This window comes from Kitasatospora hibisci, from assembly GCF_043950205.1.
Classification (GTDB): domain Bacteria; phylum Actinomycetota; class Actinomycetes; order Streptomycetales; family Streptomycetaceae; genus Kitasatospora; species Kitasatospora hibisci.
The window spans coordinates 6,623,082-6,643,979 of record NZ_CP171642.1; the positions used below are offsets into that span (position 1 = coordinate 6,623,082).

At 73.9% G+C, this 20,898-nt stretch carries 9 protein-coding genes; 6 read left to right on the top strand and 3 right to left on the bottom strand.

The window, feature by feature from the left end:
• Positions 1-17 precede the first annotated feature (17 nt).
• Positions 18-2,051, top strand: coding sequence for an ABC1 kinase family protein (locus ACF9IK_RS29080; RefSeq protein WP_395298714.1), 2,034 nt, complete (start codon positions 18-20; stop codon positions 2,049-2,051).
• Positions 2,052-2,197: 146 nt separating this feature from the next.
• Positions 2,198-2,452 (top strand): LysR family transcriptional regulator, encoded by a 255-nt coding sequence (locus tag ACF9IK_RS29085; protein ID WP_313762817.1) that lies wholly within the window; start codon positions 2,198-2,200, stop codon positions 2,450-2,452.
• Positions 2,453-2,521: 69 nt separating this feature from the next.
• On the opposite strand, the gene hppD is transcribed toward ACF9IK_RS29085, so the two are convergent.
• Positions 2,522-3,592, bottom strand: coding sequence for a 4-hydroxyphenylpyruvate dioxygenase (gene hppD, locus ACF9IK_RS29090; protein WP_395297039.1), 1,071 nt, complete (start codon positions 3,590-3,592; stop codon positions 2,522-2,524).
• A 265-nt stretch (positions 3,593-3,857) separates the two neighbouring features.
• Between hppD and ACF9IK_RS29095 the strand changes: the two genes are divergently transcribed.
• The 3 genes from ACF9IK_RS29095 to ACF9IK_RS29105 all read left to right on the top strand — a co-directional run bounded on the left by ACF9IK_RS29095 (position 3,858) and on the right by ACF9IK_RS29105 (position 6,991).
• On the top strand, positions 3,858-5,084 hold the full coding sequence (locus ACF9IK_RS29095; RefSeq protein WP_395297040.1) for a cytochrome P450 family protein: 1,227 nt from the start codon (positions 3,858-3,860) through the stop codon (positions 5,082-5,084).
• Positions 5,085-5,198: 114 nt separating this feature from the next.
• On the top strand, positions 5,199-6,197 hold the full coding sequence (locus ACF9IK_RS29100; RefSeq protein ID WP_395297041.1) for an ATP-binding cassette domain-containing protein: 999 nt from the start codon (positions 5,199-5,201) through the stop codon (positions 6,195-6,197).
• Positions 6,194-6,991 carry an ABC transporter permease gene (locus ACF9IK_RS29105; protein WP_395297042.1) on the top strand — a complete coding sequence of 266 codons (798 nt, stop codon included), beginning with the start codon at positions 6,194-6,196 and terminating at the stop codon, positions 6,989-6,991. The genes ACF9IK_RS29100 and ACF9IK_RS29105 overlap by 4 nt, the downstream gene beginning before the upstream one ends.
• Positions 6,992-7,218: 227 nt before the next feature.
• Here the strand turns inward: ACF9IK_RS29105 and ACF9IK_RS29110 are convergent, their stop codons facing one another.
• The gene (locus tag ACF9IK_RS29110) at positions 7,219-8,283 is read right to left on the bottom strand and encodes a MupA/Atu3671 family FMN-dependent luciferase-like monooxygenase (protein WP_395297043.1); all 1,065 of its coding nucleotides are present in this window, start codon (positions 8,281-8,283) and stop codon (positions 7,219-7,221) included.
• A gap of 92 nt (positions 8,284-8,375) precedes the next feature.
• The gene (locus ACF9IK_RS29115; protein WP_395297044.1) at positions 8,376-9,605 is read right to left on the bottom strand and encodes a cytochrome P450 family protein; all 1,230 of its coding nucleotides are present in this window, start codon (positions 9,603-9,605) and stop codon (positions 8,376-8,378) included.
• Positions 9,606-9,898: 293 nt separating this feature from the next.
• Here ACF9IK_RS29115 and ACF9IK_RS29120 point away from each other — a divergent pair, with 293 nt between their 5' ends.
• Positions 9,899-20,896, top strand: coding sequence for an amino acid adenylation domain-containing protein (locus tag ACF9IK_RS29120; protein WP_395297045.1), 10,998 nt, complete (start codon positions 9,899-9,901; stop codon positions 20,894-20,896).
• Positions 20,897-20,898: the final 2 nt, after the last annotated feature.

Here is a 20,898-nt window from a genome sequence, read left to right on the forward strand (position 1 = left end):
CTAACGTGGCTCCGGTGATGGCCCTGACGGTGTTACTGGTAGCGGCGGCGTCCCTGGCCGTCCTCGTCCTCGGTGTGTCGGCGATCTCCCGGCGGCTGCTCGGGATCCGGGTGGGGCCGCTGCGCGCCCTCGCCGCCGGGCTGGTCGCGCTCGGCATCATGGTGAGCCTCGAACCCCTCTCCCGGGAGCACGGCAGTATCGGGGCGGTGTTCGGCGTCAAGTTCGCGCTCGCCGTGCTCGCCGCGATGGTGACCCTGGTGCTCACCGAGGTCTTCCTGCCGTACGGCAGTTGGACCCTGCCGCTGCAGCTGTGGCGTGCGGTCGGCAGCCGGCTCAGCCGCACCCGCCGCTACTCGCAGATCAGCCGGATCTTCATCCGACACGGTCTCGGCCGGCTGTTCAGCGGCCGGGGGAGGCTCGAACGAGCCCTCCAGCCGGGCGAGTTCGGTGAGCGCTCGGCCGCCTCCCTGCGGCTGGCGCTGCAGGAGTGCGGCGGGGCGTTCATCAAGCTGGGACAGGTGCTGTCCACCCGGCGCGACCTCCTGCCCCCGCACTTCATCGACGAGTTGAGCCGGCTGCAGAGCGCCGTGCCGGCCGCGCCGTGGCCGGAGGTCGAGGCCGTGCTCAGGGCCGAGCTGGGCCGGCCGGTCGCGGACGTCTTCGAGTGGATCGAGCACGCGCCGATGGCGGCCGCGTCCATCGCGCAGGTGCACCGGGCGAAGCTGCGGGACGGGCCCACGGTGGTGGTCAAGGTGCAGCGCCCCGGGGTGGGCGCGCTGGTCGAGCGTGACCTCGGGATCGTCGTCGCCGTGACCCGGAGCCTGCAGGAGCGGGCCCGGTTCGCGCCGGCGCTCGGGCTGAAGGACCTCGGCGAGGGCTTCGCCCGGTCGGTGCGCGAGGAGTTGGACTTCCGTATCGAGGCCCGCAACGCGACCGCGGTTGCGGCGTCCTGCGGCGGGCTGGAGCCGGACGCCCCGGTGCGCATCCCGGACATCCACTACGAGTACTCCTCGGCCCGGGTCCTGGTCCAGGAGCAGTTGGACGGGGTCACCCTGGACAAGGCCGGCCCGGTCGCCGACGCGAAGGGCCTGGACCGCCGGGCGCTCGCCCGCACCACCTTCACCGCGGTCATCCACCAGATCCTGCGCGCCGGCGTGTTCCACGCCGACCCCCACCCCGGCAACATCCTGCTGCTGGAGGACGGGCGGATCGGCCTGCTGGACTTCGGGTCGGTCGGCCGGCTGGACCCGGCCACCCAGCTTGCCATCGGCGAGCTGCTGCTCGCCGTCAACCGCGGGGACCCGTCGGCCATGCACGACGCGCTGCTCGCCCTGCTCGGCACCCGGGCCACCAACAGCGAGGACCTGATACCCGACACGCTCGTCCTGGAGCGCGAGCTCGCCCAGTTCATGGCGCACCACCTGGGCGTCACGGCCCGGCCGGACACCGACATGTTCGCCGCGCTGTTCCAGATCCTGGCCCGTTTCGGCCTCTCCGTGCCGCCGCAGGTGGCCGCCGCCTTCCGGGCCCTGGCCACCCTGGAGGGCACGCTGGGCGCCCTCTCGGCGGACTTCAACCTCCTGGACGAGGGGCGGGCGATCGCCGGGGAGCTGGTCGCCGACCAGCTGAGGTTCCGCAACCACGGAGGACCGCCCCGGGAGGAGGGGCTGGGCGCCGAGCTCTCCTCGATGGCGCGCGGCGCCGTCCAGGAGGTGCTGTCCGTCCTGCCGATGCTGCGCCGGCTGCCGCGGCGGGCCGACCGGATCAGCGCCTCATTGGAGGAGGGCCGGCTCGCCGTGCGGGTCCGCGTCTTCGCGGACGAGCGCGAGCGGCGGTTCGTCTCGGGGCTCATCCACCAGATGACGGTCACCCTGCTGGCGGCCTGCACCGGGCTGATGGGCGTGCTGCTGATGGTGTTCGGCACCGGCCGCGGGCCTCACGTGACGGCGCACCTGGAGCTGTTTCCGCTGCTCGGCTACCAGTCGATCGCGGTCAGCGGCATCCTGATGCTCCGGGCGCTCTACACGGCGATCCGCCGGCCCTCGCCGTGAAGCCGGGCGCGGCCCGGCGGGGCTTGCAGCTTCCTGTAACGGCCATTGCCCCGCTGATTCGAATGAGCTGTCATGGAGTCGAAATCAACGGGAACAGCTGCTTCGGCGCAGGAGTTCGGCCGGTCGCCGAAATGACAGGGGGAACAATGCACGAGCGGGAGTTTCGCGCCTTCGTATCGGTCGCCGAGATCGGCCGCATGGATCACGCGGCGAAAGAGCTGGGATATTCCCAGCCGGCCATCAGCTACCAGATCAAGTGCCTGGAGCAGATGCTCGGGACCAAACTCTTCACCCGCGATTCCACCGGGGCCCACCTCACCCGGGAGGGCCGCATGATCCTGCCGTCGGCGAAGGCGGTGCTGACCCTGATCGACAGTATGAAAGGGGTCTGCGCGGTGTGAGCGCGACGGGCTCGGGACCGGCTGTGCGGAACCGGTCCGGAGCCCGTCGCGCCCGCCCGGACGGGCGCCTCAGGCGGCCTGCTCCCGGGCGCGCTCGACGGCCTCGTAGAGCGCGCGGATGTTGGAGCTGCCGAAGCCCTGGGCGCCGTGGCGCTGGATGAGCTCGAAGAAGAGCGTCCGGCGCTCGAACGGCGAGCGGGAGAACAGCTGGAGCAGGAAGCCCCACTCGTCGCGGTCGGCCAGCACGTTGGTCTTGCGCAGGTCGGGGATGGTCTCGTCGAGGTCGGCGATCCGCTCGGCCAGGGCGTCGTAGTAGGTGCCCGGGGTCTGCAGGAACTCGATACCGCGGGACTCGAAGTCCAGCACCGCCGGCACGATCTCGTCGACCAGGAAGGCCAGGTGCTGCACGCCCGCACCGCCGTTGCGCTGCAGGAACTCGTTGATCTGGCCGGGCTTCTTGGCCGGGTCGGGCTCCAGGATGGTGAAGGTGATGCCGGTGGAGGGGCTGCGGACCACGATCGAGTCCATTGCCTGGTCGCCGACCGCGACGTACTCGCTGTAGAAGCGCTCGAAGCCGAACCCGTCGAGGTAGTAGTCGACGGTGCCGTGCAGCGTGCCGGCCTCCAGGCAGACCGCGATGTGGTCGAGCAGGCGCAGCTCGGCGGCCCCGTCGGCGTCGTCCGCGACCGCGTCGGCGGCTGCGTCCGCGGCTGCCGGGGCCGGCGTCCAGGCCCGGCCGGCCGGCAGCCGGTGCTCCGCGCCGGGGGCGCGGTGCACCAGGGTGTGCCGGACGGCCCCGAAGCCGGAGACCACGGGGTCGGCCGCTCCCGGGGCGGTGAGGTCGCGCCCGCCGGCCGCGACCGCGCCGGCCAGCACGGCCTCCGGGTCGGTGCAGGAGAACGCGATGTCGGCGATGCCGTCGCCGTGCACCGCGAGGTGCTCCGCGGTGGCGGGGCCGGAGGTGACCACGAGCCGGATGCCGTTGTGGCGGAGCAGGACCGAGCGGAGCTCGTCGGTCCGGGACGTCGCCTGCTTGCGGAATCCCCACTTGGACACGAAGTAATCGGTGGTCCGGTGCCAGTCGTTGGTGTAGATCTCGATGTAGTCGACGTCATGTGCGGTCACGTTCTTGTTCCCCATCCGACGATTCCTCGGCCGGGCACAGCGGTTTGCCGCCGATGCGGTCCCGGCCACTGCCAACCATGGAACGGAGGATGCCCCGGACGGCCGCCGCGGCGATACTCCGGGTCAAATAGTTGAAAACAGACGCGGTCACCCCGCGGGGGCACATGGAAATTCTTGATGTGCGGATCTGCGGGACCGCCCGGTGCTGATATCAACGGGGGCGATGACATCGTCACGTCCGTGCACTGCGGGGACGGACCGACCGGGAGGAACCGACGGCATGTCCGAGGAGACGGCGCAGGAGCTGGAGCAGCTCGGCGAGGAGTTCGTCCGAGACCCGTACCCCGTGTACGCGCGGCTGCGCGAGCGCGGCCCGGTCGCCCATGTCGCACTCGCAGGCACGCCGATGTGGCTGGTCCTCGGCCACGAGGAGGCGCGCGCGGCGCTGACCGACGCGCGGCTGGTGAAGGACCCGGACCGGGCCACCCGGGTCGCCGCCGCCCGGGCCGGCGTCGAGGCGCCCGAGGAGCCGGCCGAGAAGACGCTCGGTCAGCGGATGCTCGTGGAGCACATGCTGAACACGGACCCGCCGCACCACACCCGGCTGCGCAAGCTGGTCACCAAGGCCTTCACGGTCCGTCAGATCCAGGCGCTGCGGCCGCGGATCGAGCGGACGGTCACCCGGCTGCTCGACGACCTCGCCGACCAGGGTGAGGTGGACGTGCTCAAGGCGTTCGCGTTCCCGCTGCCGCTCACGGTGATCTCCGAGATGATCGGTGTCCCCGAGGCCGACCAGGCGGAGTTCGGCGGCTGGTCGAACGCGCTGACCGTCGCGGTGCAGCCGGAGGAGATGCACCGGATCGCCGAGGAGATGGCCGCGTACCTCACCGGCCTGATCGCGCGGAAGCGGGCCGAGCCGGCCGACGACCTGATCACCGGCCTGATCCAGGCCCGGGACGAGGAGGACCGGCTCACCGAGCACGAGCTGGTGTCGATGGTCTTCCAGCTGCTGGTCGCCGGCTACGAGACGACGGCGCACCTCATCGGCAACGGCCTGCTGGCCCTGCTCCGCCACCCCGAGCAGCTGGCCGCCCTCCGGGCCGACCGCTCCCTGCTGGCCGGCGCGGTCGAGGAGTTCAGCCGGTACGACAACTCCCTGCACCTGTCGACGCTCTCGGTCACCGCCGAGCCGGTCGAGGTGGGCGGGGCGGTGATCCCGGCCGACGAGTTCGTCCTGGTGGCGCTCGGCGCGGCCAACCGCGACCCGGGGCGCTTCACCGACCCGGACCGCTTCGACATCCGCCGCCGGCCGGGCGGGCACCTGGCGTTCGGCCACGGCATCCACCACTGCATGGGCGCGCCGCTGTCCCGGATGCAGACCGAGCTCGCGGTCGGCGCGCTGCTCGACCGCTTCGACCGGATCGAGCTCGCCGTGGCGCCGGAGGAGCTGCGCTACGAGATGAACCTGACCCGCGGACTGGAGTCGCTGCCGCTGCGGCTCGGCTGATCCGCGGCAGGTCGAAACCGAAGGAACAGGAAGCCGGTCGGAGCCCGTCCCCCGCGGGCCCCGCCGGTCCGGCGCTGACCGGACGGGTCCGCCGCCGCCGTGATGAGGAGTCAGATGGATATCGCAATCTCCGTAGCGGGTCTGCGGAAGCGCTACGGCGACACCGAGGTGCTCAAGGGCGTCGACCTCTCCGTGGAGGCGGGTACGGTCTTCGGCCTGCTCGGCCCCAACGGGGCCGGCAAGACGACCATCGTGCGCACCTTGGCGACCCTGCTCAAGCCGGACGGCGGCACCGCCACTGTCGCGGGCTACGACGTGGTGCGCCAGGCCGACGAGGTGCGTCGCAACATCGGTCTGACCGGCCAGTACGCCGCGCTGGACGCGGAGCTGACCGGCCGGGAGAACCTGGTGCTGATCGGCACGCTGTTGCACATGGGACGCCGGCAGGCGCGCGCCCGGGCGGTCGAGGTACTGGAGATGTTCGGCCTCACCCACGCCGCCGACCGGCCGGTGCGGACCTACTCGGGCGGCATGCGCCGCCGGCTGGACCTCGGCGCGAGCCTGATCGCCAGCCCGCCGGTGATCTTCCTGGACGAGCCGACCACCGGGCTGGACCCGGCCAGCCGGATCGCGCTCTGGGAGCTGGTGCGCAAGCAGGTGGCCGAGGGCGTGACCGTGCTGCTGACCACGCAGTACCTGGAGGAGGCGGACCAGCTGGCCGGCCGCATCGCGGTGATCAACAAGGGCGAGCTGGCCGCGGAGGGCGCACCCGAGGAGCTGAAGCGCCGGGTCGGCGGGGAGCGGTTGGAGATCACGGTGCGCTCGCCCGGGATGGCCCAGGCCGCCCAGGCGGCCCTGGCCAGGATCTCCTCGGCGGAGTGCGCGCCGCCGGTGATCGACCCGGACGGCCTGCGGGTGTCGGTGGCCCTGGAGACCGGCATCGCCGGCGTCTCGTCGGCGGCGACGGAGCTGCAGCACGCCTCGGTCGAGGTGGTCGACTTCCTGGTCCGCCGGCCCTCGTTGGACGACGTGTTCCTGGAGCTGACCGGGAACGGTCCGGAGCCGGTCGAGGAGACCACCCGGGCGAAGAAGCTGGAGGCCTCGCACCGATGAAGTCCTACATCCTGGGTGACTCCATCGCCCTGTTCGGCCGGCACATGACGCACCTGCGGCGGACGCCGCAGAAGATCCTGCACGTCACCCTGATGCCGATCATGTTCGTGATCCTCTTCGGGTACCTGTTCGGCAGCTCGATGTCGGTCCCCGACGGCGACTACCACGAGTACATCATGGCGGGCATCTTCATCCAGATCATGCTCGCGAGCGTCGTCACCACCGGCGTCGGCGTGGCGGAAGACCTCAAGAACGGCCTGGTGGACCGGTTCCGCTCGATGCCGATGGCGCAGGTCTCGGTGCTGCTCGGCCGGACCTTCGCCGACGTGCTGCTGAACGCGACCTCCTGCATCGCGATGGCCTCGGTGGGCCTGCTGATCGGCTGGCGCACCCACACCAACGTGTTCGAGCTGCTGGAGGGCTTCCTCCTGATCTTCCTGCTCGGCTTCGTGATGACCTGGCTGGGCTCGCTGATCGGCCTGATCGTGCGCGAGCCGCAGGGCGTCAACGCGGTGGCGATGTTCGTCACCATGCCGTCCTCGTTCCTGTCCGCGACCTTCTACCCGCTCGACAACCTGCCGGGCTGGCTGCAGACCATCGCCCAGTGGAACCCGATGACCACGATGGCCACCGCCCTGCGCGAGCTGTGGGGGAACCCGACCGCCAACGGGACCGATCTGGCGTTCCCGCTGCGGTACCCGGTGGCGTCCTCGCTGATCATGCTGAGCCTGCTCCTGGTGGTGCTGATCCCGCTGACCACCCGGGCCTACGACCGCGCCGCACGGAAGGGCTGACCGCGGCGTCGAGCGGTGCCGCCCGGAGGCGGGCGGGCGAAGACACAGCGTGGCCGGGGCCGGTGCCCCGGGCGGACCCCCGTGGTCCCCCGGAGCGCCGGCCCTCCGGCGTGCGGCAAACCGGTGCCGCCCGGTGCCGCAGACGCCGCGACCCGGCGGGCGCGGGGCCCGCCGGGTCGCGGTTCGAACGGTCGGTCCCGGGGCGGTCCGACCCGGGACGGCTGCGGTCAGCGGCCCTCGTGCGCCCGCCAGGCGTCGTGCAGCCGGGCGAGGTGGTCGAAGCCGGCGACCACCTGGTCGGTCGCCACCCCGAAGTCGACCAGGCAGGCGACCTCGTCGACCCCGGCGTCCGCCAGCTGCTTCAGCATCACCATGCACTCGTCGACGGTGCCGAACATCCCGCTGGTCTCGAAGTACCGGTCGAAGGCCTGGGCCACCAGGAACCGGCGGTCCTCCTCGTCCATGCTGCGCAGCTCGCGCGACATCGCGGCGCCGTCGGCGCCGGCCGCCTCGGCCGCCTTCACCAGGAGGTCGAAGGAGCTGGCCAGGTAGCGGGAGAACGGCTCGCGAACGGTCTCCCGGACGGTCTCGCGGTCGGTGCCGACGAAGGTGTGCAGCATCAGCGCCACGTGCCCGGGGCCGTCCCGGTGCTCGCGGTGGGCGGCCCGGTACTCGGCGATCCGCTGGGCGAGCACCTCCACCTCCTGGCCGAGCAGGTGGGTGAGGACGCCCATGCCGTGCCGGCCGGCCAGCTCGAAGGTCGCCGGGGTGCCGCCGGTGGTCAGCCAGACCGGCAGCTCGGGCTGGACCGGCGGCGGGAACATCGTCAGCGAGACCGACTCGCCCGCGCCGTCGACGAGTTCGACCGCCTCGCGGCGCCAGAGCCGGCGGATGGTGTCCACGGTGTCGATCAGCGCGCTCTTGCGGGTCTCGTAGTTCTCCGGCCGCAGCGCGAAGTCGGCGGCGTGCCAGCCGGAGGCGAACGCCACGCCGGCCCGGCCGTTGGAGAGGTTGTCGACGACCGACCACTCCTCGGCGACGCGCATCGGGTGGTGCAGGGGCGCCACCACGCTGCCCGCCCGGACGGCCACGTGCTCGGTGACGGCGGCCACCGCGGCGCCGGTCACCGACGGGTTGGGGTAGAGGCCCCCGAAGGGGTGGAAGTGCCGCTCCGGGGTCCAGACGGCGGTGAAGCCGTTCCGGTCGGCGAAGCGCGCGCCGTCGAGCAGCAGCCGGTAGCGGTCCCGCTCCTCGGTGTCGTTGTTGGCGAAGTAGAAGAGACTGAAGTCCATCGGGTCTCCGGAATCTGGGAAGGGGAGGCGGGCTGGGGCGCGGGCGGAGGGCCCGGAACCCGCCGTGACGGGTTCCGGGCCCTGTGGCGGGCTCACGCGCCCGGGGTGAACACCACCGGCAGGTCGATCATCGGACGGACCATCAGGCCCGGTCGGTAGCGGACCTCCGACGGGTGGACGGCCAGCTTCACGTCGGGGAAGCGCTCGTACACCCGCTGGACGGCGATCTCGGTGAGGGCCTTGGACATGTGGCTGCCGAGGCAGTAATGGATGCCGTGGCCGAAGCTGACGTGGGCCGGGCGGGCCCGGGTGACGTCCAGCCGGTCCGGGCGGTCGGGGAAGGCCTCGGGGTCGCGGTTGGCCGCGGCGAGCGAGATGATGATGATCTCGTCCGCCGGGATCGTCACCCCGCACAGCTCCACCGGCTCCAGGGTCACCCGCTGCAGGGAGTTGATCAACGGGCTGGTGTAGCGCAGCAGTTCCTCCACCGCGGCGGGCAGCAGAGCCGGGTCCTCGGTGATCAGCCGGGCCTGGTCGGTGTGGGTGAGGAGGGCCGCGAACGAGCCGTTCAGCAGGCTGGTGGTGGTGTCGTTGCCGCCGGTCATCAGGGCGAACGCGGTGGACAGCGCCTCCTTGGCGTCCAGCCGCTTGTCCTCGTCCGCGTGGACGAGGGCGGAGAGCAGGTCGTCCTGCGGGCTCTCCTGCTTGTGCGCGATGAGCTCCTTCAGGTAGTCCGACAGCTGCCGGGTGTGCTCGGCGATGATGCCGGTCGGGTCGGCGGCGTCCACCCGGCGCAGGGTGTTGGTCCACACCAGGAACCGGGGCCAGTCGGCGTCCGGCACGCCCATCAGCTGCGCGATGGTAATGATCGGCAGCGGCTCGTTGAGGCCGGAGACGAGGTCCCGGTTGCCGGTGCGGACCATCTCGTCGAGCAGGTCGTCGACCACCTTCACCCAGCCCGTCCGCAGGTCGCGCACCCGCTTCGGAGTGAAGGCGAAGGTCAGCGCCTTGCGCAGCGGCGTGTGCCGGGGCGGGTCGGAGTTGGCGAGGTGGTTGCTGATCTCGTCGGCCGGTTTGATCTCCTGGCCGAGCTGCCGGCCCAGGGCCTGGTACAGCTTGCCGATGTCCCGGCCGAGCCGCGGGTCCGAGAGCGCGGCACGCACGTCCTCGTACCGGCTCACCACCCAGGCCCGTACACCGTCCGGGGTTTCGACCTTGCACACCGGCTGCTCCTTGCGCAGCTCGGCGAGGAAGGGATATGGGTCCTGCGTGTACTCGTCGCTGAACATCCAGTAGCGGCTCAGCAGTCCGGAGCCCGTCACCGTGCTCCCCTTTCACCATGTGCCGACAGCGGGTCCGCGCGTGCTCGTCGGCGCGCACGGGAACCCGAGGCAACCACGGGCCGCGGGGCCGGGGCAGCACCAGTGCGAAGACTTCGATACGTCGGCCAGCCCGTGCCGCGTGCCCGGCCGACCCGCAGAACGAAGATTTTGCAGCGCCGTTGTCCGGCTCTCCGGGCCGGAACCAGACTGACCGCTCGCGGCCGGTGGCGGGCCCGAAGGCCCCGCCGGCACGCCCTGGTTCGGTTCCGGAATGACGAGTGGAGAGTTCCTCAATGACGCGTGCAGCCATCGACGATGTCCTCCCGCTGTCGCCGCTGCAGGAGGGGATGCTGTTCCATGTCCTCTACGGGGAACAGGATCTCGACGTCTACGTCGCCCAGCTCGTCGTCGACCTCGACGGGGTGCTGAACGCCGGGGCGATGCGCGAGGCGGTCTCCGCGCTGCTGCGCCGGCACGCCAACCTGCGCGCCAGCTTCCGCTACGAGAAGCTGAGCCGCCCGGTGCAGGTGATCCCGCGCGAAGTGGACCTCCCCTGGCGCGAGTTCGACCTCACCGGGCTGGACGGTCCGGCCCAGGAGCGGGAGTTGGAGCGGCTCGCCGCCGAGGACGCCGCCCACCGCTTCGACCTGACCGCCGGTCCGCTGCTGCGCTTCACGCTGATCCGGCGGGGCGAGCGGCTGACCCGGCTGATGTTCAACTCCCACCACATCCTCCTGGACGGCTGGTCCACCGCCCAGCTGATGCACGAGCTGTTCGAGATCTACGAGCGCGGCGGCGACGCGTCCGCGCTGCCGCCCGTCACCCCGTACCGCGACTACCTGGGCTGGCTGGCCGGGCGCGACCGCGCGGCCGCCGAGGCCGCCTGGCGCGAGCAGCTCGGGGACGTCGAGGAGCCGACGCTGCTCGCCCCCGACGACCCCGGTGCGTCGACCGTGCCGGGCAGCCTGCTGGTCACCATGCCCGAAGAGCTGACCGCGCGGGTCCGGGAGACCGCCCGGCGCAGCGAACTGACGCTCAACAGCGTGGTCCAGGGCTGCTGGGGCCTGCTGCTGGCCCGGCTGACCGGCCGCGACGACGTGGTGTTCGGCACCACCGTCTCCGGCCGGCCGGCCGAGCTGCCCGGCATGGAGACCATGGTCGGCCTGTTCATCAACACCGTGCCGCTGCGCCTGCGGGTGCGCCCGGAGCAGAGCCTGCTGGCCACCCTGGCCGAGGTGCAGCGCCAGGTCGGCGGGATGATGCCGCACCACCACCTCAGTCTGCCGGACGTCCAGCGGGCCGCCGGGCTGTCCACGCTCTTCGACACCCTAACCGTCACCGAGAACTACCCGCTGGGCGGCGAGGACCTGCGGGAGCTGCCCGGGGACCTCCGCCTCGCCGGCGCCGTCGGAACCGACGCCAACCACTACCCGCTGAGCATCGCGGCGATGCCCGGCGACGCGCTGCGGCTGAGCTTCGGCTATCGCCCGGAGCTCTTCGACCGGTCGGACATCGAGGCGATCGGCCAGCAGTTCCGGCTGCTGCTGGCGGCCTTCGCCGACGACCCCGCCCAGCTGGTCGGCCGTCTGCCGATGGCCACCGCCGCCGAGCGCGAACGGCTGCTCGCCCTCGGCCGGCCCGAGCGGCCGCGGCCGGCCGGCGACTCGATCCCCGCGCTCTTCGCCGAGCAGGTCCGCCGCCACCCGGAGACCGCCGCGCTCGCCCACGAGGGCACCGAGCTCTCCTACGCCGAGCTGGACCGCCGGGCCAACCGGCTGGCCCGGGCACTGATCGAGCGCGGCGCGGGCCCCGAGCGGGTGGTCGCGCTGGCCCTGCCCCGCTCGCCGGAGCTGGTCGTCGCCATGCTGGCCGTGCTCAAGGCCGGCGCCGCGTACCTGCCGGTGGACATCGGCTACCCCGCCGATCGGATCGCCTACCTGCTGACCGACTCCGACCCGGCCCTGGTGCTGACCGACCGGGACGCGGCCGCCGTGGTGCCCGCCGACTGCCGGGCGCCGAGGCTGCTGCTGGACGACCCGGCCGTCCTGCGCGAGGTCGCGGACCGGCCGGACACCGAGGTCGAGGACGCCGAACGCACCGCCGCGCTGCGCCCCGCCCACCCCGCGTACGTCATCTACACCTCCGGCTCGACCGGGCGCCCCAAGGGCGTCGTGGTCAGCCACACCGGCCTGGCCGGCCTGGTCGCCACCCACATCGAGCGCTTCGACGTCGGCCCCGGGAGCCGGGTCCTGCAGTTCGCCTCGCCCAGCTTCGACGCCGCGGTCTGGGAGACCTACATGGGGCTGCTCACCGGGGCGACCCTGGTGATCGCCCCGGCGGAGCGGCTGCAGCCCGGTGCCGCCCTGAAGGAGCTGGCCGCCGAGCAGCGCGTCACGCACGCGACCATCCCGCCCGCCGCACTCGCCGTGCTCGACCGTGGCGACCTGCCCACCGTGCGGCTGCTGGTGGTCGCCGGCGAGGCCTCCTCGCCCGAGCTGGTCGAGGCCTGGTCCACCGGCCGGCGCATGATCAACGCCTACGGTCCGACCGAGACCACGGTCTGCGCCTCGATGAGCGAGCCGCTCTCCGGCGCGGTGGCGCCGCCGATCGGCACCGCAATCGCCACCGCCGAGCTGCGGGTCCTGGACGGCGCGCTGCGGCCGGTGCCGGTCGGGGTCACCGGCGAGCTGTACGTCTCCGGCCCCAGCGTCGCCCGCGGCTACCTGAACCGGCCCGGGCTGAGCGCCGAGCGCTTCGTCGCCGACCCCTTCGCCGGCGACGGGCGGCGGATGTACCGCACCGGGGATCTCGTGCGCTGGGCCGCCGACGGCGACCGCGCCGTCCTGGAGTTCGCCGGTCGTGCCGACGACCAGGTGAAGATCCGCGGTTTCCGGATCGAGCTCGGCGAGATCGAGTCCGCGCTCGCGGCGCACGAGCAGGTCGACCGCGCCGTGGTCGTGGTGCGCGAGCCCGCCCCCGGCGACAAGCGGCTGGTCGCCTACCTCGTCCCGGCCGCCGGGGCGGAGGTGCCCCGGCCCGCCGTGCTGCGCGAGTTCGCGGGCGGCGCGCTGCCCGAGTACATGGTCCCCTCGGCCTTCGTCGCCCTGGACGAGCTCCCGCTCACCCCCAACGGAAAGCTCGACCGCAAGGCCCTGCCCGAGCCGGACGGCGCCGCCGACCTCGCCGGTCGTGCCCCGCGCACCCCGCAGGAGGAGATCCTCTGCGCGCTCTTCGCCGAACTCCTCGGCGTGGCCGCGGTCGGCGTCGACGACGCCTTCTTCGACCTCGGCGGCCACTCGCTGCTGGCCACCCGGCTGGTCACCCGGATCCGCGCCGTCTTCGGCGTCGACCTCTCGCTGCGCGCGGTGTTCGAGACCCCGACCCCCGCCGCGATCGCCGCCCAGCTGGGCCGCGCCGCCGACGGCCGGCCCGCCCTGACGGCCGGTGAGCGCCCCGCCCGGGTGCCGCTCTCCTTCGCCCAGCGCCGGCTCTGGTTCCTGGACCGCTTCGAGGGCGCCCGGTCGATCTACAACGTGCCGCTCACCGCCCGGCTGACCGGCGCCCTGGACCTGGACGCGCTCCGGCAGGCCTTCCAGGACGTCCTGGGTCGGCACGAGAGCCTGCGCACGGTCTTCCCCGACACCGCCGGCGACCCCTACCAGCACGTGCTGACGCCGGAGGAGGCCGTGCTCGACCTGGCCGTCGTCGACCTCTCCGGCGCCCCGGACGAGCGGCTGGAGGCGGCGGTGGCCGAGGAGTCCGCGGTCGGCTTCCGCCTCGCCGAGGAACTCCCGCTGCGCGTCCGGCTCTTCCGCACCGGCCCCGACACCGCCGTACTGCTCGTGGTGCTCCACCACATCGCGGGCGACGCCTGGTCGCTCGGCGTCTTCGGCCACGACCTCTCGGCCGCCTACGCGGCCCGGCTCGGCGGCGCCGCGCCGCAGTGGGAGCCGCTGCCGGTGCAGTACGCCGACTACACGCTCTGGCAGCAGCGCGCGATGGGCGAGGAGAGCGACGAGAACAGCGCCGTCGCCCGGCAGCTGGCCCACTGGTCGGCCGCCCTGGAAGGGATCCCCGACGAGCTCAACCTGCCGGTGGACCGCCCCCGTCCGGCGGTGGCGAGCTACGCCGGCGACACCGTCCGCTTCCACCTCGACGAGGAGCTGCACCGCAGGCTGCAGGCCCTCGCCCGCACCTCCCAGGCCAGCCTCTTCATGGTGCTCCAGGCCGGCCTGGCCGTCCTGCTCAACCGCTCCGGCGCCGGCGACGACCTCCCGATCGGCACCCCGATCGCCGGGCGCAACGACGACGCCGTCGACGGGCTGGTGGGCTTCTTCCTGAACACGCTGGTGCTGCGCACCGACACCTCCGGCAACCCGTCCTTCCGCGACCTCGTGCAGCGGGTGCGGGAGACCGACCTGGCCGCCTACACCAACCAGGACGTGCCGTTCGAGCGGCTGGTCGAGGAGCTCAACCCCGGGCGCTCGCTCGCCCGGCACCCGCTGTTCCAGGTGATGTTCACCCTGCAGAACGGCCGGCCGGCCGAACTCGCCCTGTCCGGCCTGCGGGTGGCGCCGTACGACCACGCCGCGGGCTCGGCGAAGTTCGACCTGTTCGTCGGGCTGATCGAGCAGCGCGCCGCGGACGGCGCCGGCGACGGCCTCGCCGGCTGGATCGAGTACAGCACCGACCTGTTCGACCGGGAGACCGCCCAGGCGCTCGCCGACCGCTTCGTCCGGGTGCTGGCGGCCGTGGCCGACGACCCGAAGCTGCCCATCGGTGCGGTCGACGTCCTCGACCCGATCGAGCGCCACCGCCTGCTGACCCGGGACAACGAGACCGGGCACGACGTCGACGGCGCCTCGCTGCCCGAGCTGTTCGAGCGCCAGGTGCAGGCCCGGCCGGCCGCCCCGGCCGTGGTCCACGGCGGCACCGAGCTCTCCTACGCGGAGCTCAACGCGCGGGCCAACCGGCTGGCCCGGCTGCTGGCCGGACGGGGGATCGGGCCCGAGTCCACCGTCGCCGTCGCCCTGCCCCGGTCGGTGGACCTGCTGGTCGCCGTCGTCGCCGTGCTCAAGGCCGGCGCGGCCTACCTGCCGGTCGACCCGGCCTACCCGGCCGACCGGATCGACTTCATGCTCGCCGACGCCGCCCCCGCCGCGGTGCTGACCCGGGGCGGCGTCCTGACCGGGCGGCCGTCGGCGCCCGTGCTCGACCTGGCCGATCCGGCGACCGCCGAAGCCCTGGCCGCCACCGCGGACACCGACCTGACGGACACCGGGCGGACCGCGCCGCTGCGCCCGGACCACCCGGTCTACGTCATCTACACCTCCGGCTCCACCGGCCGCCCCAAGGGCGTGCTGATGCCGGCCGGGGCGATGGCCAACCTGACCGCCTGGCACCACGCCGAGATCGGCGGAGCCCCCGGGGACCGGGTCGCCCAGTTCACCGCGATCAGCTTCGACGTCTCCGCGCAGGAGATCCTCGCCACCCTGCTCACCGGCAAGACCCTGGTCGTCCCCGACGAGGACGTGCGGCGGGACGCGGCCGCCCTCGCCCGCTGGCTGGACGAGCAGCGGATCAACGAGCTCTACGCCCCGAACCTGGTGGTGGACGCCGTCGTGGAGGCCGCGCTGGAGGGCGGGACCGCCCTCGCGGAGCTGCACACCGTCGCCCAGGCCGGCGAGGCACTGGTGCTCACCCCGCGGCTGCGCGCGTTCTGCGCGGCCCGGCCCCGGCTGCGGCTGCACAACCACTACGGCCCGACCGAGACCCACGTGGTCACCGCCACCACCCTGGCCGCCGACCCCGGGCAGTGGCCCGCCACCGCGCCGATCGGCCGGCCGGTCTGGAACGACCGGGTCCACCTGCTCGACGAGCGGCTGTCGCCAGTTCCGGAGGGCGTGGTCGGCGAGCTGTACCTGGCCGGCGCGGGCCTCGCCCGCGGCTACCTGAACCGCCCGGGGCTGACCGCCGAGCGCTTCGTCGCCGACCCGTTCGGCCCGGTGGGCTCGCGCCTGTACCGGACCGGTGACCTGGTCCGCCGGACCAGGGACGGGCGGCTGGAGTACGTCGGCCGGATCGACCACCAGGTCAAGGTCCGCGGCTTCCGGATCGAGCTGGCCGAGATCGAGTCGGTCCTGCTCGCCCACCCCGGCGTCGCCTCGGCGGCGGTGCTCGCCCGGGCGGACCGCCCCGGGGTGCAGCAGCTGGTCGCCTACGTCGTCCCCGCCGGGCCGGCGGCCCCGGACGCGGCGGAGCTGCGCCGGCACGTCGGTGCGTCGCTGCCCGACTACATGGTGCCCTCGGCGGTCGTCCCGCTGGACGCGCTGCCGCTGACGCCGAACGGCAAGCTCGACCGCCGGGCGCTGCCCTCCCCCGCGCCGGACGCCGCCGCCCGGCGGGCTCCGGCCACGCCGCAGGAGGCGGCGCTGTGCGGGCTGTTCGCCGAGGTGCTCGGCTTGCCCGAGGTGGGCGTCGACGACAGCTTCTTCGACCTCGGCGGCCACTCGCTGCTGGCCACCCGGCTGGTCAGCCGGATCCGCACCGCCCTGGCCGTCGAGCTGAGCGTCCGCGACCTCTTCGAGTCGCCGACGCCGGCCGGCCTGGCCGCCGCGGCGGGCGCGGCCGAGCGGGCGCGGCGTGCGGTGACCGTGCGCGAGCGGCCGGAGGAGGTGCCGCTCTCCTTCGCCCAGCGCCGCCAGTGGTTCCTCGAACGGCTGGTCGGGCGCAGCTCCGTCTACAACCTCCCGGTCGCCGTCCGGCTGGCCGGGCCGCTGGACCGCGGCGCGATGGCGGCGGCCTTCGCCGACCTGGTCGCCCGGCACGAGAGCCTGCGGACGGTCTTCCCCGAGGTCGAGGGCCGCCCCCGGCAGGTGGTGCTCGACCTTGTCCCCGGCCTGCCGGTGGTCGAGGCGGCCGAGGACGGGCTGGAGGCGGCGCTCACCGCGGCCGCCGGCGAGGGCTTCGACCTCGGCACCGAGATCCCGGTCCGGGGCACGCTCTTCGCCCTCGGCGAGGAGGACCACGTCCTGCTCGTGGTGGTGCACCACATCGCGGGTGACGGCTGGTCGATGGCGCCGCTCAGCCGGGACCTCTCGGCCGCCTACGCGGCCCGCCGTGAGGGCCGCGCACCGGCGTTCACGCCGCTGCCGGTGCAGTACACCGACTACACGCTCTGGCAGCACGACGTGCTGGGCCGCGAGGACGACCCGGACAGCGTGATCACCCGGCAGGCCGCGTTCTGGCGCGGGGCGCTGGACGGCGCGCCCAAGGAGCTGGTGCTGCCGGTGGACCGCCGCCGTCCGCCGGTGCCTAGCAACCGGGGCGAGGTGGTGGACTTCCGGCTGGACGCCGCGGTCCACCGCGGCCTGGCCGAGCTCGCCCGGGCCAACCGCGCCAGCCTCTTCATGACCGTCCAGGCCGGCCTGGCCACGCTGCTCTCGGGCCTCGGCGCGGGCACCGACATCCCGATCGGCACCGCCGTGGCCGGGCGTACCGACCACGCCCTGGAGGAGCTGGTCGGCTACTTCGTCAACACCCTCGTACTGCGGACCGACGTCTCCGGCTCGCCGAGCTTCCGTCACCTGCTGGAGCGGGTGCGGGCGACCGACCTCGCCGCGTACGCGCACCAGGACCTGCCGTTCGAGCGGCTGGTCGAGCTGCTCAACCCGGAGCGCTCGCTCGCCCACAACCCGCTGTTCCAGGTCGCGCTCAACCTGCTGAACAGCGCCCCCGCGCTCGACCTGCCCGGACTGACCGCCACCAACCCGTCGTTCGGCATCAACGCGGCCCGGGTCGACCTGACCTTCGACCTCGCCGAGGACCACGACGCCGACGGCGCTCCGGCGGGCATCGGCGGGCGGGTCCTCTACAACACGGACCTGTTCGACCGGGAGAGCGTCGAGCGGCTGGTCGAGCGGTTCACCACCGTGCTGGCGGCGGCCGTCGCCGACCCCGAGCAGCCGGTCGACCGGATCGACCTGCTGCTCCCCGGCGAGCGCGAGCGGCTGCTGGAGGAGTGGAACGACTCGACCCGGGTGGTGACCGCGGCCACCGTGCCGGAGCTGTTCGCCCGCTGGGTGCAGCAGACCCCGGACGCCCCGGCGCTGCGGTTCGAGGGCCGCGAGCTCTCCTACGCCGAGCTGGACGCACGGGCGGCCCGGCTGGCCGCCCGGCTGGCCGCGCGGGGCATCGGCACCGAGGCGATCGTGGCCGTGGCGCTGCCCCGCTCGCCCGAGCTGGTGGTGGCCCTGCTCGCGGTGCTGCGTGCGGGGGCCGCCTACCTGCCGGTCGACCCGGAGTACCCGGCCGAGCGGATCGCCTACCTGCTCCAGGACAGCCGGCCGGCCCTGCTGCTGACGGACGGCGAGGTCGCGGACCGGCTGCCCGCCACGGACGTGCCCCGGCTGCTGCTCGACACCGGGGCGGAGGCCGGGGCGGACGTCGGGGCGGACGCCGTCGAGGATGCGGCCGCCCGGCCGGCCCTGGACCACCCGGCGTACGTCATCTACACCTCCGGCTCCACGGGCCGCCCGAAGGGCGTCGTGGTCACCCACCGCGGGGTCGCCGGCCTGCTGGCGAGCCAGCTGGAGCGGTGCGCGGTCGCACCGGGGAGCCGGGTGCTGCAGTTCGCCTCGCCGAGCTTCGACGCCGCGTTCTGGGACCTCTCGATGGGTCTGCTCACCGGCGCCACCCTGGTGCTCGCCCCGGCCGAGCGGCTGGCGCCCGGTCCCGGCCTGGTCGAGCTGCTGGCCCGGGAGCGGATCACGCACGCGCTGATCCCGCCGGTGGCCGTGGCCGCGCTGCCCGACGACGGCATCCCGGCGGGCATGACACTGGTGGTCGGCGGCGAGGCGACCTCGCCCGAGCTGGTGGCACGGTTCGCGCCGGGGCGGCGGATGGTCAACGCCTACGGGCCGACCGAGAGCACCGTCGCCGCGACGCTGAGCACGCCGCTGACCGCCGACGGCACGGTGCCGCCGATCGGCCGCCCGGTCGCCGGCACCCGGGTGTACGTGCTGGACGCCGCGCTGCGGCCGGTGCCGGCGGGCGTGGTCGGCGAGCTGTACATCGGCGGCGCGGGCCTGGCCCGCGGCTACCTGAACCGTCCGGGCCTGACCGCCGAGCGCTTCGTCGCGGACCCGTTCGGCCCGGCCGGCTCCCGGCTCTACCGCACCGGCGACCTCGCCCACCTGGGCCCGGACGGCGACGTCCACTACGACGGCCGCGCCGACGCCCAGGTGAAGATCCGCGGCTTCCGGATCGAGCTGGGCGAGATCGAGGCCGGCCTGCTGGCCCTGCCCGAGGTCGCCCAGGCCGTGGTGCGGGTCCGCGAGGACCGGCCGGGCCGCCGGCAGCTGGTGGCCTACGTGGTCCCGGCGGCCGGCGCCGAGGCCGAGCCCGGGGCGCTGCGCAAGCACCTCGGCCAGTCGCTCCCCGACTACATGGTGCCGGCGGCCTTCGTGGCGCTCCCGGCGCTGCCGCTCACCGCCAACAGCAAGCTGGACGAACGGGCTCTGCCCGCGCCCGAGTTCGGCGAGGCGGCGAAGGGCCCCGAGCCGCGCACCGAGGCGGAGCGGATCCTGGCCGGGCTGTTCGCCGAGGTCCTCGGGCTCGCCGAGGTCGGGCTGGAGGACAACTTCTTCCACATCGGCGGCGACAGCATCGTCTCGATCCAGCTCGTCACCAAGGCGCACCGGGCCGGCCTGGTGCTGACGCCGCGCGACGTGTTCCGGCACCAGACGGTGGCCGCCCTCGCGGCGGTCGCCGGCACGGCGGCGGCCGCACCGGTGGCGCAGGACGACGGCGTCGGCGAGCTGCCGGCCACGCCGATCATGCACTGGCTGCGCGACCGGGGCGGGCCGATCGACCGGTTCCACCAGTCGATGGTGCTCCAGACCCCGGCCGCCCTGGACGAGCGGCGGCTCGCCGACACGCTCCAGGCGCTGCTGGACCACCACGACGCCCTCCGCGCCCGGCTGCGGCGGACCGCGCCGCAGTGGGCGCTGGAGGTGCCGCCCGCCGGGGCGGTCCGCGCGGACGAGCTGATCCGCCGGGTCGACATCGCCGGGCTGGACGAGGCCGCCCGCCTGGCCGCCCTGGCCGAGCACGGGGACGCGGCGCTGGGCCGGCTCGCCCCGGACGACGGCGTGCTGCTCCAGTTCGTCTGGTTCGACGCCGGGCCCGGGGAGCGCGGCCGGCTGCTGTTCGCGGCGCACCACCTCGTGGTCGACGGCGTGTCCTGGCGGATCCTGCTGCCCGATCTCGCCCAGGCCTGGGCGGCGGTGAGCGCCGGACGGGAACCGGAACTCCAGCCGGTCGGCACCCCGCTGCGGCACTGGGCGCGGGCGCTCGGTGCGGAGGCGGCCCGGCCGGAGCGGATCGCCGAGCTGTCCGGCTGGCGGCACCGGCTCGCCGGGGCGCCCGCCCCGCTGGCCGAGCTGGCCGTGGACCCGGCCCGGGACCTCACCGCGACCGTCCGGACGATCAGCCGCTCGGTGCCCGCGGACGTCACCTCGGCCCTGCTCACCCGGCTGCCGGCGATGTTCAACGCGAGCGTCAACGACGTGCTGCTGACCGGGCTGGCGCTCGCCGTCGCCGACTGGCGCCGGCGCCGCTTCGGCGGTGCCACCCAGGGGCTCCTGGTGGCGCTGGAGGGCCACGGCCGGGAGGAGATCGTCGAGCACGCCGAACTCTCCCGCACGGTCGGCTGGTTCACCAGCATGTACCCGGTGGTGCTCGATCCGGGCCGGGTCGACTGGGCCGAGGTCGGGGCCGGGGGGCCGGCCCTGGGCGACATCCTCGCCCGGGTCAAGGAGCAGCTGCGGGCGATCCCCGACCACGGGATCGGCTACGGCCTGCTGCGCCACCTCAACCCGGACACCGCGCCGTCCCTGCGCGGCCTGGCCGAGCCGCAGATCGGCTTCAACTACCTGGGCCGCTTCGACACCACGGCCGCGCCCGAGGCCGCCGACTGGGCGCTGGCCCCCGAGGCCGGCGCGATCGGCGGCGAGGACCCGGGGATGCCGGTCGCCCACGCGCTGGAGGTGACCGCCGCCACCCAGGACCGGGCGGACGGCCCGGAGCTGTCGGTGGTCTGGCAGTGGCCGGCGGCGCTGCTCGACCAGGAGGTGGTGGAGGAGCTCGCCGACGCCTGGGCGCGGATGCTGCAGGCGCTGGCCCGGCACGCCGAGAGCCCCCAGGCGGTCCGCCACACCCCGTCCGACATGGATCTGATCGAGGTCAGCCAGGACGAACTGGACGACCTGCTCGCCGAGTTGGACGACTGATG

Bases quoted from the DNA above. Each gene is read 5' to 3' on its own strand.
- ACF9IK_RS29095 (WP_395297040.1), top strand. From the start codon at position 3,858: ATGTCCGAGGAGACGGCGCAGGAGCTGGAGCAGCTCGGCGAGGAGTTC.
- ACF9IK_RS29110 (WP_395297043.1), bottom strand. From the start codon at position 8,283: ATGGACTTCAGTCTCTTCTACTTCGCCAACAACGACACCGAGGAGCGG.
- ACF9IK_RS29105 (WP_395297042.1), top strand. From the start codon at position 6,194: ATGAAGTCCTACATCCTGGGTGACTCCATCGCCCTGTTCGGCCGGCAC.
- ACF9IK_RS29100 (WP_395297041.1), top strand. From the start codon at position 5,199: ATGGATATCGCAATCTCCGTAGCGGGTCTGCGGAAGCGCTACGGCGAC.
- ACF9IK_RS29085 (WP_313762817.1), top strand. From the start codon at position 2,198: ATGCACGAGCGGGAGTTTCGCGCCTTCGTATCGGTCGCCGAGATCGGC.
- ACF9IK_RS29080 (WP_395298714.1), top strand. From the start codon at position 18: ATGGCCCTGACGGTGTTACTGGTAGCGGCGGCGTCCCTGGCCGTCCTC.
- hppD (WP_395297039.1), bottom strand. From the start codon at position 3,592: ATGGGGAACAAGAACGTGACCGCACATGACGTCGACTACATCGAGATC.
- ACF9IK_RS29120 (WP_395297045.1), top strand. From the start codon at position 9,899: ATGACGCGTGCAGCCATCGACGATGTCCTCCCGCTGTCGCCGCTGCAG.